This is a genomic window from Actinacidiphila sp. bgisy145, assembly GCF_057708125.1.
This window is the reverse complement of record NZ_JBYIRL010000001.1, coordinates 82,484-94,983: the sequence shown is the minus strand read 5'-3', so window position 1 is coordinate 94,983 and position 12,500 is coordinate 82,484. Positions and strand designations below refer to the sequence as shown.

General features: G+C 75.1%; 12 protein-coding genes. 8 read left to right on the top strand and 4 right to left on the bottom strand.

Features of this window, described 5'->3' with window-relative positions; genetic code table 11:
• Nucleotides 1–151: 151 nt before the first annotated feature.
• The gene (locus AC3ERT_RS00370) at nucleotides 152–775 is read right to left on the bottom strand and encodes an alpha-ketoglutarate-dependent dioxygenase AlkB (protein WP_335976245.1); all 624 of its coding nucleotides are present in this window, start codon (nucleotides 773–775) and stop codon (nucleotides 152–154) included.
• Nucleotides 776–857: 82 nt separating this feature from the next.
• On the opposite strand from AC3ERT_RS00370, the gene AC3ERT_RS00365 reads away from it, so the two are divergent.
• Together AC3ERT_RS00365 and AC3ERT_RS00360 are read left to right on the top strand one after the other, a co-directional pair.
• Nucleotides 858–2,405, top strand: coding sequence for an ATP-dependent DNA ligase (locus tag AC3ERT_RS00365; protein ID WP_435127989.1), 1,548 nt, complete (start codon nucleotides 858–860; stop codon nucleotides 2,403–2,405).
• A 111-nt stretch (nucleotides 2,406–2,516) separates the two neighbouring features.
• A complete protein-coding gene (locus tag AC3ERT_RS00360; protein WP_435127991.1) occupies nucleotides 2,517–3,179 on the top strand; it encodes an endonuclease in 663 nt (220 codons plus the stop codon).
• A 19-nt stretch (nucleotides 3,180–3,198) separates the two neighbouring features.
• Here the strand turns inward: AC3ERT_RS00360 and AC3ERT_RS00355 are convergent, their stop codons facing one another.
• Entirely contained in the window at nucleotides 3,199–3,588 is a 390-nt protein-coding gene (locus AC3ERT_RS00355) for a hypothetical protein (RefSeq protein WP_335976241.1), read from the bottom strand.
• A gap of 162 nt (nucleotides 3,589–3,750) precedes the next feature.
• Here AC3ERT_RS00355 and AC3ERT_RS00350 point away from each other — a divergent pair, with 162 nt between their 5' ends.
• Both AC3ERT_RS00350 and AC3ERT_RS00345 read left to right on the top strand, forming a co-directional pair.
• Complete coding sequence (locus AC3ERT_RS00350) at nucleotides 3,751–4,191, top strand: YchJ family protein (protein ID WP_435127993.1); 441 nt, start codon at nucleotides 3,751–3,753, stop codon at nucleotides 4,189–4,191.
• A complete protein-coding gene (locus tag AC3ERT_RS00345) occupies nucleotides 4,188–4,808 on the top strand; it encodes a nucleotidyltransferase family protein (protein ID WP_435127995.1) in 621 nt (206 codons plus the stop codon). Before AC3ERT_RS00350 ends, AC3ERT_RS00345 begins: the two co-directional genes overlap by 4 nt.
• Before the next feature lie 145 nt (nucleotides 4,809–4,953).
• Here the strand turns inward: AC3ERT_RS00345 and AC3ERT_RS00340 are convergent, their stop codons facing one another.
• Nucleotides 4,954–6,213 (bottom strand): MFS transporter, encoded by a 1,260-nt coding sequence (locus AC3ERT_RS00340; protein WP_435128254.1) that lies wholly within the window; start codon nucleotides 6,211–6,213, stop codon nucleotides 4,954–4,956.
• Between the two features lie 461 nt (nucleotides 6,214–6,674).
• Between AC3ERT_RS00340 and AC3ERT_RS00335 the strand changes: the two genes are divergently transcribed.
• The 4 genes from AC3ERT_RS00335 to AC3ERT_RS00320 all read left to right on the top strand — a co-directional run bounded on the left by AC3ERT_RS00335 (nucleotide 6,675) and on the right by AC3ERT_RS00320 (nucleotide 10,684).
• Nucleotides 6,675–6,857: a hypothetical protein gene (locus AC3ERT_RS00335; RefSeq protein ID WP_435127997.1), complete on the top strand. Its 183-nt coding sequence runs from the start codon at nucleotides 6,675–6,677 to the stop codon at nucleotides 6,855–6,857.
• Between the two features lie 279 nt (nucleotides 6,858–7,136).
• Nucleotides 7,137–7,412, top strand: a complete 276-nt coding sequence (locus tag AC3ERT_RS00330; protein WP_335976233.1) for a DUF5133 domain-containing protein — start codon at nucleotides 7,137–7,139, stop codon at nucleotides 7,410–7,412.
• Nucleotides 7,413–7,860: 448 nt separating this feature from the next.
• Nucleotides 7,861–8,652, top strand: a complete 792-nt coding sequence (locus AC3ERT_RS00325; protein WP_435127999.1) for a chaplin — start codon at nucleotides 7,861–7,863, stop codon at nucleotides 8,650–8,652.
• Nucleotides 8,653–8,917: 265 nt separating this feature from the next.
• Entirely contained in the window at nucleotides 8,918–10,684 is a 1,767-nt protein-coding gene (locus AC3ERT_RS00320) for an ABC transporter ATP-binding protein (RefSeq protein WP_435172077.1), read from the top strand.
• A 131-nt stretch (nucleotides 10,685–10,815) separates the two neighbouring features.
• On the opposite strand, the gene pgm is transcribed toward AC3ERT_RS00320, so the two are convergent.
• On the bottom strand, nucleotides 10,816–12,456 hold the full coding sequence (gene pgm / locus AC3ERT_RS00315) for a phosphoglucomutase (alpha-D-glucose-1,6-bisphosphate-dependent) (RefSeq protein WP_435128003.1): 1,641 nt from the start codon (nucleotides 12,454–12,456) through the stop codon (nucleotides 10,816–10,818).
• Nucleotides 12,457–12,500 lie beyond the last annotated feature (44 nt).

The window sequence follows — 12,500 nt, the reverse complement described above, 5'->3', positions numbered from 1 at the left end:
CAAGGTCCCGAAAACCACAGCACACCCCACCCCCCGGGGACCGGCACCCCGGGAGGGCCCGAGCGCATTCCAGGGGCGCGGGGAACTGCGCGACCAGCCACCACGGACCGCAAGGTCCCGGAAACCGCAGCACACCCCACCCCCGGGGGGTTCAGCGAACCCCGGAAGGCCGGAACTGCACGCTGATGCGTCCGCCCACGACCCCGCGGGTCTTGGGCACCGCGTGGTCCCAGGTGCGCTGGCAGGACCCGCCCATGACGATGAGGTCGCCGTGCCCGAGCGGGCACCGCAGCTGCGCGGGACCGCCACCGCGGGGACGGAGGAGGAGCGGGCGGGGCTCGCCGAGGGAGAGGATCGCGACGAGCGTGTCGTGGCGGCTGCCGCGCCCGGTGCGGTCGCCGTGCCAGGCGACACTGTCCCGCCCGTCGCGGTAGTAGCAGAGCCCGGCGGTGGCGAAGGGCTCGCCGAGTTCGTCGGCGTAGTGGGCGTCGAGGGCGTCCCGCGCCCGGTCCAGGAGGGGGTCGGGCAGCTCCTGCCCGGCACCGTAGTGCGCGAGGAGGCGGGGCACCGCCACGACGTCGTCGTACATGACACGGCGCTCGGCCCGCCAGGGCACCTCGGCGGCGAGCCGTTCGAAGAGGTCGTCGGCGCCGGTGAGCCAGCCGGGGAGGGTGTCGATCCAGGCGCCGGAGCCCAGCGGGGTCCGGCGGACGGCGGCGAGGTCCCCGAGACCGGGTTCGCCGATGCCGAACAGGGACGCCTGCTGATGGTGCATACCAGCAGCGTAACCGATATTCGTACGAACATTCGATTGCATGGGCGAGGCAGGGCGGTCCGGGGCGGCGCAGGATGGTCGCATGCTGTTCTCCGAGGTCGCCCGGGTCTCCCGGGAGGTCGCGCGGACCTCCGCGCGCACCCGCAAGACGGAACTGCTCGCGGAGTTCTTCCGGGCGGCGAGCCCGCAGGACGCGCCGATCGCGATCGCCTACCTGGCCGGCCGCCTGCCGCAGGGCCGCCTCGGCATCGGCTGGGCGGCGCTGCGGGGCCGGGCCGCCCCGGCGGCGGAGCCGACGCTGACGGTGCGGGCGGTGGACGCGGCGCTGACGGCCGTCGGGGAGGTGTCGGGCCAGGGCGCGCAGGCCGGGCGCCGGGCGCTGCTCCAGGACCTGTTCGGGCTGGCGACGGCGCCGGAGCAGGAGTATCTGCTCGGGCTGCTCACCGGTGAGGTGCGGCAGGGCGCGCTCGACGCGGCGGCGGTCGAGGGGCTGGCGGTGGCGACGGGCGCGGAATCGCCGCAGGTGCGGCGGGCGGTGATGCTCGCGGGTGCGCTGGAGCCGGTGGCGCAGGCGCTGCTGGACCGCGGCCCGCAGGCGCTGGCGACGTTCGCGCTGACGGTGGGGCGGCCGCTGCTGCCGATGCTGGCCGGCTCGGCGAAGGGCGTGGCGGAGGCGCTGACGCGGCTGGGGCCGTGTGCGGTGGAGGAGAAGCTCGACGGGATCAGGGTCCAGGTGCACCGGGACGGCGGCCGGGTACGGGTCTTCACCCGCACCCTGGACGACGTCACGGCGCGGCTGCCGGAGGTGGTGGCGGCGGCGTCGGCGCTGCCCGCGGAGCGGTTCGTGCTCGACGGCGAGGTGCTGGCACTGGCGGCCGACGGGCGGCCCCGCCCGTTCCAGGAGACCGCGGGCCGGGTCGGCTCGCGGGTGGACGTGGCGACGGCCGCGGCGGCGCTGCCGGTGCACCCGGTCTTCTTCGACGTGCTCTTCGTCGACGGCCGGGACCTGCTCGACCTGCCGTACGGGGAGCGGCACGCGGCGCTGGCCGCGCTGGTGCCGGCCGCGTACCGGGTGCGGCGCCTGACCGTCGCGGACCCCGGCGACGAGGAGCAGGTGCGCGCCGCCGAGGAGTTCTTCGCCGCGACCTTGGAGCGCGGCCACGAGGGCGTCGTCGTCAAGGGCGCGGGCAGCCCGTACGCGGCGGGGCGGCGCGGCGCGACATGGCTGAAGGTCAAGCCGGTGCACACCCTGGACCTGGTGGTCCTCGCGGTGGAGTGGGGCCACGGCCGCCGGACCGGCATGCTGTCGAACCTGCACCTGGGGGCGCGGGCCGAGGACGGTTCGTTCGTGATGCTCGGCAAGACCTTCAAGGGCCTGACCGACGCGCTGCTGACCTGGCAGACCGAGCAGTTGCTGGCCCGCGCGGTCTCCGACGACGGCCACCTGGTCACGGTGCGGCCCGAGCTGGTGGTGGAGGTCGCCTACGACGGGGTGCAGACCTCCCCGCGCTACCCGGCGGGCCTGACGCTGCGCTTCGCCCGGGTGCTGCGCTACCGCCCGGACAAGACGGCGGACCAGGCGGACACCGTGGCCGCCGTCCGCGCGGTCCACGGCGGGCAGGCGGGCTGAGGTGCCGGGGCCCGGGCCCCGCCTCCCCGGTTGCGGCCGCGCCGAGCGGGTACCCGAGGTCGAGATACGACCGGAGCAACCGACCGAGCACCGGACGAGAGGTGAGCCGCCATGGCCCGCACCACCCGGCGCGACACGGCACGCGCCCTGCTTCGCGCCTACGGCCGCACCTACGCCGACGAGGCGGGTATCCGCCTGACCGACACCCCGCAGCCGCTCTACCGCCTGCTCGTCCTGGCGAGCCTGCTCAGCGCCCGTATCCGCGCGGGGGTCGCCGTCGCGGCGGCCAAGGAGCTGTCCGCCGCCGGGATGCGCAGCCCGCGCGCGATGGCGCGGGCCACCTGGCAGCAGCGGGTGGACGCGCTCGGCCGCGGCGGCTACCGCCGCTATGACGAGCGGACCGCCACCCAGCTGGGCGACGGCGCGGAGCTGGCGAGCGCGGAGTACGGCGGCGACCTGCGCGGCATGCGCGCCCGCGCGGACGGCGACGTCGGCGCCCTGCGCCGCGAGCTGCGGGAGTTCCCGGGGATGGGGCCCGCCGGCGCGGACATCTTCCTGCGCGAGGCCCAGGCCGTCTGGCCCGAGTACGCGCCCTATCTCGACGCCAAGGCGCTCGAGGGCGCCCGGCTGCTCGGCCTGCCGGACTCCCCCGAGCAGCTGACGCGGCTCGCCGACGGCGCCGAACCGGCGGTGCTCGCCGCGTCGCTGGTGCGCGCCTCGCTCGACAAGGACGCGGCCGCCACGGTCGCCGAGGCGGCCGCCGCCGCGCGCTGAGGGCCGCGGACGACCGGTCCTACCGGTTCTCCAGCCGCAGCTTCGCCTCCTGTTCCTGGTCACCGGCCGCGGTGCCGACGACGCGGACGGCGAACGCCTCGGCGAGGCCCTCCCGCAGCCGGTCGACGGCCAGATAGCCGCCCTGCGCGGTCAGCGTGACGGGCGCGGTGAGGCGGCCGGGGTCGGCCAGGCCGAGGGTGCGGGACACGTCGAACGTGGCCGACCACACCGTGGGGTGCTCGCCCTCGGTCTCCTCGGGTGCGTCGTCGGCGGCCCGGTCGGAGGGGAAGCTGGCCTGGAGCGCGGCGAACACGGCCGCCGCGTCCTGTCGTGCGCAGCTGTCCACGACGACCGCGACCTGCGAGGACGGGTCGACGGGCGGTTCCTGCTGGTCTTGCGCGGTACTCACGGTTGCTGTCCTTCCGGGTGGACCGGCGACGGACGGTCCGCGGACACAGCGGACCACGCCCTGCACATGTCCACTGTGTGCCGGCCAAAACCCCCTGATGGGCCGTACGGGCGCGGACCTTCCGGGTGATCCGCGCCCGGCCGCCTGCGGCACAATCGGGGCATGCCGCGACGCCCCGCCCGTACCGCCCGCCCGACCGCGCCCCGCGCCGGCCGGGACACCCCCGCCGCCACCGCCGCCTGCCCCTGCGGGCTGGCCGCCCGCTACGGGGAGTGCTGCGGCGCCCTGCACGCAGGTGCTCCCGCGCCCACCGCGGAGCGGCTGATGCGCTCGCGCTACGCCGCGTTCGCCGTGGGCGACACCGCGTACCTGCTGCGCACCTGGGCCGCCGCCACCCGGCCGCCGGACCTCGACCTCGACCCGGCGGTGCGCTGGACCGGCCTGGACATCCTCGGCAGCACCGGGGGCAGCGCTTTCCACACCGAGGGCACCGTCGAGTTCCGCGCCCGCTACCGGCTGGACGGGCGGGACGGCGAGCAGCGGGAGAACAGCCGCTTCGTCCGCGAGGGCGGGCGGTGGGTCTACGTGGACGCGCTCGCGTGAGTGCCGCGCCCGGGCTCGACCCGGTGGTGCGCGCGGCGGTGGCCCACCACGTGCTGGAGGTGCTGGCGCGGGCCTGCCCGGGCGGCCGGGCCGACCTGCGCGGGTCGCTCGCCACGGGCACGGCCGACCCGTACAGCGACATCGACGCGCGGTGGACGGTGCCGGACGAGCGGTTCGGCGGCTGCGTGGACCGGGCCGGCGAGGTGCTCGCCGAGGTGCGACCGGTGCTGTCGGTACGCGGCGACCCCGACCGTGCCGGCGACCCCGGCCACCGGCTGCTCTTCGTCGCCTTCGAGGGGCTGCCGCCGTTCTGGCGGCTCGACCTGGAGATCACCGCGGCGCCCGGTGCCGCGCCCCGCGCCCCAGCCGTCCGCCACCCCTGGCGGCCCGCGGCCAGCGCCCTGGCCAACGGCGTCGCCGCGGTCAAGGCGCTGCACCGCGGCGACCCGGCCACCGCCCACGCCCTGCTCACCCGCGCCTACGCCCGCACCGGCCTCCCGGGCCGCCCCACCGGCCGCTTCCCCGCCGACCTCGCCGCCCTCGCCCGCGCGGCCCTCACTCTCGACCCGGCGCTGGACCGCGAAGCCGCGGCCCTCACCGCCCTCCCCCTGCCCTGACCGCCCCGTCGCCGGTGCCAGGTCATGTCCGACCGATCCCGCCCGGCGCTCTGGGGGAGCCTCACACGCCGTGGGGCGTGCGGGAGCACCAGGTTCCGCCGTCCCCCGCCCGTCGGGCGGGACGACGCCAGTTGCCGGACACGGCCTACGCGATCGGGTCGCGGGCGTCGTAGTGGCGGAAGGAGCGCTGGAACAGGCCGATCAGGGTGATCGCGACGATGCAGGCGAGGCCGCCGCCGACCACGGCCGCGGTCGGGGTGAGCAGGTCGGACACCGAGCCCGCGAGGAAGTCGCCGAGGCGGGGCCCGCCGACCACGACGACCAGGAAGACGCCCTGGAGGCGGCCGCGCATGTCATCGGGCGCGGCGGACTGGAGCATCGTGTTGCGGAAGACCATGGAGACGGTGTCCGCACAGCCCGCGAGGGCGAGGAAGAACAGGCCGAGCGGCAGGCTGCGGGTCAGCCCGAAGACGGCGACGGCCGCGCCCCAGGAGCCCACGGCGACGAGCACCGCGAAGCCCTGGCGGTTCACCCGGCCGAGCCAGCCGGAGAAGACACTGCCGACCAGCGCCCCGACCGCGGGCGCGGCGGCCAGCAGCCCGACGGTGCGGGTGTCGCCGCCGAACCACAGGCCCGCGACGGCGGGGAACAGCACCCGGGGCTGCGCGAGCACCATGGCGGCGAGGTCGGAGATGAAGGTCGTCCGCAGGTTGGGGCGCGCACCGAGGTAGCGCAGCCCTTCGACGACGGACGGCCGGCGCCGTGCCGCGGCCGGGTCGGCGCCGGGCTCCCCGGGGAGCATCGCGGGCAGCCGCCACATCGCGTACAGGGAGGCGGTGAAGGCGGCGACGTCGATCAGGTAGGCGGCCTGGTAGCCCCAGAAGCCGACGAAGACGCCGCCGAGCATCGGCCCGGCCATCTGCCCGACGCCGCTGGACAGGGAGGCGAGCGCGTTGGCCGCGGGCAGCCGCTCGGGCGGCAGCAGGCGGGGGATCATGGACGAGCGGGCGGGCGAGTTCATCGCGAAGCACACCGCCTGGAGGGCGACGATCGTGTAGAGCGGCCACACCCGGTGGACGTGGAGAATCGCGACCACGGCGAGCGCCGCCGACAGCACGGTGGCGCCGCTGGCGGTGACGAGGCCCAGCCGGCGCCGGTCGACCGCGTCGGCGACGGCGCCGCCGTAGAGGCCGAAGACGATCAGCGGCACCAGGGAGCACAGGCCGACCAGGCCGACATAGAAGCTGGAGCCGGTGATCGCGTACACCTGGAGCGCCACGGCCATGGCGGTCATCTGCTGGCCTATGTAGGACACGGCGTTGCCGAACCACAGGCGCCGGAAGTCGGGGTGCTCGCGCAGCGGGGAGACGTCGGCGAGCAGCCGGGAGCGGCGCTGGGCGGGTATCGCGGCGGGTGCCGTACCGGCCGCCGCGGTGCCGGGCGCGGTCTCGGGGCCGCTGCCGGGCGCGGTGTCGGGGCCGGTCGGCTCGGCGGTGGCGCGGTCGTCTTCTTCGCTGTTGAGCACGCGAAACCGTAGCAACCTGGGCCGGACGGGGGACCGGCGGGTCCGCCGGGTGGGCGCACGGGTGACGCGTCCACCCGGGTGGCGGATGCGGATCGAAACCGGGTGGTGGCGGAGCGTACGGCGGCATAGGCTGAACGGGACGAGCAGGCTGTCGGGGAAGTACCTGGCCCCGCGGCCCGTCCCGGAATCCGTCGCCGACTCGGCTGCACTTCCGGCACCGGCATCAGGCGCCACCGCGTCCGCACCGCCCGACAGAGAAGGACTTCCCCCCGGGCGCCATGACGCGACGCGGTTCGGCCGCGTCCGGCGCTACCGGACCACGCGACGCTAAGGAGTGCGCGGTGTCAGCAGACAGGTTCACCCGCAACGACGGTGAGGACAGCAAGCCCGGGCGCGACCGGGACGGCACGTCCCTGCTGGAGGAGGAGCGCCCGCTGGACGTCTGGTCCAGGTGCGCGCCGATTCGGCTCGCCGGATACGAGGACGACCCCAGCGAGACGCACATCCTGCGCAGCATCGACTGACGCGGACCCGTGAGCGGCGCCCGCCGCCCGGACGACCTCCGGGGGCGGGCCCCTGCCGTCAGGGCGGCAACGGGCGGGCCGGCAGCGGCTGTCGGCGGCTTCCGGCCTCACGCACATCGCAACTCCCGGCCGACCCACGGGTGTCCGAAGCAGGCCGTTCTGTGACGCGTCTCATGCGCGAATCGACGTAAATTCGGCGTGAATTTCGCATGCGGCGGTCAGGATCGGGCAAACGGCCCTCGTGTGTGGCGTTTTCACCGACCCCCGAGGAGCGAACTCATGCTGATGGCCCACCCGACCGTCCTGCGCAACCTGGTGGAGCGTTACGAGACGCTCCGTGCCGTCGTCGACGAGGGCCGCGCGGACGGGTCGGACCGTGCGGAGGGCGTGGACCCCCTGGTACGGCAGCAGTTGCAGGACACCACGTACACGTTGTGCGTCTCGACCGGCACCCGGGAGATCGGGGCCGCGCTCGCAGCCGCGCGCCGCCACATCGACACGATCGCGGTCGATCCGTTCGACCCGACCCCGGCGCAGGACGCCAGCGCGGCCTGACCGCCCCTTCAACACCGCAGCACCGAACGAAGTCTGACGCACCGACCGGACGACGGAGTACCGGACGGCGACCCCGCGGGTGCGGGTCGCGCACGTCCACGCGACCCGCCGCCCGCGCACACCTCACCGGTACGGACCCCGGCAACGGGAGTCCCGACGACCGGTCCCACCCCGCGAGCCGCCACCGGCGCCGACCGGCCCGCGGGCGCCGCTCCCCCTTTCCCCCCGAGGTCATGGAACATCCATGCCCTTTTCCCTGGGCCGCCATTGACCTGGCGTTTCGCGGCCGCCGCAGGCCATCCGCCCATAGCGGCAGGCGGCAGGGGGTGCCAGTGGGGCATCACTCGTTGGAATGAAAAGGCGGGTGGATGCGACTCGATCGGGCGTGTGCGGGCGTTGTCCCCGGTGCGGGCATAGCGCTCGCTATGTTCCGGAAGGCAGTGAGGGTATGAACAAGGTCGCCCGAAAGGGACTGGTCACGGCGATGGTCGCGGGCGGTGTGCTCGCCTCCGCCGGGGCCGCGCAGGCGGACGCCGGGGCCGGGGCGCAGGCGGCGGGCTCGCCGGGGGTGCTGTCCGGGAACTCGGTGCAGGTGCCGGTGCACGTGCCGGTCAACGCGTGCGGGAACACCGTCGACGTGGTCGGGCTGCTCAACCCGACCTTCGGCAACACCTGCGCCAACACCTCGTCCGGCTCGTCGACGGCGGCGGTCCCGGCGGCCCCGGCGGCCCCCGCGTCGAAGGCCTCCACCGACGGTCGGCCCGCCAAGCACGCCGGGAAGCCGGCCGACGAGTCCGGCACCGCCGGCTCCCACTCCACCGGGGGCGCCCACGCGGCCTCCCACGCCACCGGCTCCCCCGGCGTGCTGTCCGGCAACTCCCTCCAACTGCCGGTCGACGTCCCGGTCAACATCTCGGGCAACTCGGTCAACGTGGTGGGCATCGGCAACCCTGCCTTCGGCAACACCGCGGTCAACAGCAGCACTCCGCCCCGCACCGCCACTCCCCCGCCGCCGGCCCACCAGCCGAACCCCGCGCCGCCGAACGACCGGGCGGACATGGCCGACACCGCCGACTCCTCGGCCCTGCCCTCCCTCGCCCACACCGGCGCCGACGGCCTGGGCTGGACCGCCGGCGCCAGCGCCGCGCTGCTGCTCGGCGGCGCGCTGCTCTACCGCAAGGCGCGCCCGGCCTCCCGCACCGCCGCGAGCGCGGGCCCCGTCGGCGCCGGCCCGCGCTGACCCGCCGTCCCCGGCCGGCGGCACCCCTCCTCGGGCCGCCGGCCGGGGCCCCACCACCAGCCACCGCGCCCCGGTCGATCGGTTTCCGCGCCCCCGCGGCCAGGGACGACACCGCACGGCCGGTGGCAGCTCGGCTCCTCACCCCTAAGGTGTACGCGCGCACATCCCGCACGCCCGCTTCAGCGCCGAAGCCCGCCCGTGCCGTGCCGCTCCCGTACCGCACCCTGCCGTATCACCGCGAAGCCGTGATCCGAGGAGCCCCGCAATGGCGTTGCCGCAAGGCACGCTCAGCCACCGCTACCGTGGCGAGCACCCCCTCCGTACCCTCCTCTACCTCTTCCACCCCGACCGGCGCCGCGTCGGCGTCGCCGTCGCCGCGTTCCTCGCCAAGCACGCGCCCGTGTGGCTGCTGCCGCTCATCACCGCCAACGTCGTGGACGTGGTGGTGAAGCACGAGCCGATCTCCGTCCTGTGGTGGAACTCGGCGGTGCTGCTGGTGATCCTCGTGCTCAACCCGCCGTTCAACCTCGCCTATGTGCACCTGATGCAGGGCTCGGTCCGGCGCACCGGCACCCGGCTGCGCAGCGCGCTGTGCCATCGGATGCAGCAGCTGTCGATCGGCTACCACTCCCGGGTCAGCGCGGGCGTGCTCCAGACGAAGGTGGTCCGGGACGTCGAGACCATCGAGACCGCCGCCCAGCAGACCGCGGACAACGGACTGGCGGCGATCGCCACCCTGTCCGGCGGGCTGGTGGTCATCGGCATCCAGGCACCCGTGTTCCTGCCGGTCTACCTGGTCGTGGTGCCCGCCTCCGCCGCGCTCGTGGTCAGGCTGCGCCGCCGGATCAAGGACCGCAACGAACTCTTCCGGCAGCAGGTCGAGCAACTCTCCTCACGGGTCAGCGAGATGACCACGCTCATCCCGATCACCCGGGCGCACGGCCTGGAGGACACCGCCCTGCACCGGATGGACCGCACCCTGGGCGAGGTGCTGCACGCCGGGCTGCGACTGGACCGGCTCAACGGCTGGTTCGGCTCGCTCGCCTGGATTCTGCTCAACACCATCGGCGTCGCCTGCCTGGCCGGCTCCGCGCTGGTCGCGTACTACGGCTGGTTCAGCGTCACCCCCGGCACCGTGGTGATGCTCTCCGCGTACTTCTCCAGCCTCACCGGGTCGGTGACCACGCTGCTGACGCTCGCCCCGCAGATCGGCAAAGGCCTGGAGTCGGTGCGTTCGATCGGCGAGGTGCTCCAGGCGCCCGACCTGGAGCAGAACGACGGCAAGGCCGAAGTCGCCGGCGTCCTGGGCCGGTTCGAGTTCCGCGACGTGACCTTCACCTACCCCGACAGCGACCGGCCCTCGCTGGACCGCTTCGACCTGGAGGTGCGCCCCGGCGAGACGATCGCGCTGGTCGGCGGCTCGGGCGCGGGGAAGTCCACGGTGCTGAACCTGGTGATCGGCTTCCTGCGGCCGACCGGCGGCCGCATCCTGCTGGACGGTGTCGACATGGAGGCCCTCGACCTGCGCGACTACCGCAGCTTCCTGTCGGTGGTGCCGCAGGAGTCGATCCTCTTCGAGGGCAGCGTCCGGGACAACGTCACCTACGGCATGGCCGACGTGCCCGACGAGCGGGTCCGGGCGGCGCTGCGGGACGCCAACGCGACGGAGTTCATCGACCGGATGCCGCAGGGCCTGGACACCGTCGTCGGCGAGCGCGGCGCCCGGCTGTCCGGCGGGCAGAAGCAGCGCCTCGCCATCGCCCGGGCGCTGATCCGCGACCCGCGGGTGCTGGTGCTCGACGAGGCGACGTCCGCGCTCGACTCCCGCTCGGAGGCCCTGGTGCAGCAGGCGCTCGGCCGGCTGGTCAAGGGCCGTACGGTCTTCGTCGTCGCGCACCGGCTGTCCACGATCAGGAACGCCGACCGGATCGTGGTGATGGACGAGGGCCGGATCGTGGAGATCGGCTCGCACGCCGAACTGCTGCGCCGCGGCGGGGCGTACGCCGGGCTCCAGGCGGCGCAGCTGGCGTAGGCGGGGCCGTGCGCGGCCGGCGGAGGGGCAGCCCGGCGCACAGCCGCCCCGAGCACCAGGGGCGGCCCGGGACATCCGCGCCCGGGCCGCCCCCGCCCTGCGACCTGTCACGGCCTCCGGCCGGCGGGCCGTCAGCCGCCGAGCACGCCGGAGACCATCGCCTTGGCCTCCTCCTGCACCCGCGCCAGGTGCTCCGGTCCCTGGAAGGACTCGGCGTAGACCTTGTAGACGTCCTCGGTGCCGGACGGGCGCGCGGCGAACCAGGCGCTGTCCGTGCAGACCTTGATGCCGCCGAGCGGGGCGCCGTTGCCGGGCGCCTCGGTGAGCACCGCGGTGACCGGTTCGCCGGCCAGCTCGCGGGCGGGCACCTGGTCGGGCGAGAGCTTGGCCAGCACCGCCTTCTGCTCGCGGTCGGCGGGCGCGTCGATCCGGGCGTAGGCGGGCGTGCCGAACCGCCCGGTCAGCTCGGCGTAGTGCGCGGACGGGCTGCGGCCGGTCACGGCGGTGATCTCGGCGGCGAGCAGCGCCAGCAGGATGCCGTCCTTGTCGGTGGTCCACACGCTGCCGTCGCGGCGCAGGAACGACGCGCCCGCGGACTCCTCGCCGCCGAAGGCGAGGGTGCCGCCGAGCAGCCCGTCCACGAACCACTTGAAGCCGACCGGCACTTCGGTGAGGGTGCGGCCGAGCCCGGCCACCACCTTGTCGATCATCGAGGAGGAGACCAGGGTCTTGCCGATCGCCAGCCCCCGGTCCCACTGGTCGCGGTGCCCGACCAGGTAGTCGATCGCCACCGCGAGGTAGTGGTTGGGGTTCATCAGCCCGCCGTCGGGGGTGACGATGCCGTGCCGGTCGGCGTCCGCGTCGTTGCCGGTGGCGACGGCGTACTCGTCCTTGCGGGCGATCAGCGACGCCATGGCGTACGGCGAGGAGCAGTCCATCCGGATCTTGCCGTCCCAGTCGAGCGTCATGAACCGCCAGGTCGGGTCGGCGTGGGGGTTGACCACGGTCAGGTCGAGGCGGTGGCGTTCGGCGATCGCGCCCCAGTAGTCGACGGAGGCGCCGCCGAGCGGGTCGGCGCCGATCCGGACGCCCGAGGCGCGCACCGCGTCCAGGTCGAGGACACCGGGCAGGTCGTCGACGTAGCCGCCGAGGAAGTCGTGGCGGCCGGTGGTGTCGGCGGCCAGCGCCCGGGCGTAGGGGATGCGGCGCACCTCGCGCAGCCCGTCGGCGATCAGCGCGTTGGCGCGGTCCTGGACCCAGCCGGTGGCGTCGGAGCCGGCCGGGCCGCCGGTGGGCGGGTTGTACTTGAAGCCGCCGTCGCGCGGCGGGTTGTGCGAGGGGGTGACGACGACGCCGTCCGCGAGGCCGGCGGTGCGCCCGCGGTTGTGGGTGAGGACGGCGTGCGAGACGGCCGGGGTCGGGGTGTAGCCGTCGGCGGCGTCGATCAGGACGGTCACGCCGTTGGCGGCGAAGACCTCCAGCGCGGTGACCCGGGCGGGCTCGGAGAGCGCGTGCGTGTCGGCGCCCAGGAACAGCGGGCCGTCGGTGCCCTGCGCGGCGCGGTACTCGCAGATGGCCTGGCTGGTCGCGGCGATGTGGTCCTCGTTGAACGCCGTGTCCAGCGCCGAGCCGCGGTGGCCGGAGGTGCCGAACGCCACCCGCTGCCCGGGCTCGGCCGGGTCGGGGTGCAGGGCGTAGTAGGCGGTGACCAGCCGGGGGACGTCGACCAGGTCCTCCGGGCGGGCGGGGGTTCCGGCGCGCTCGTGCGGCATCCTGCACTCCTTCTCACTGCGGGCTGTCGGGGGTCGTGCGGCCG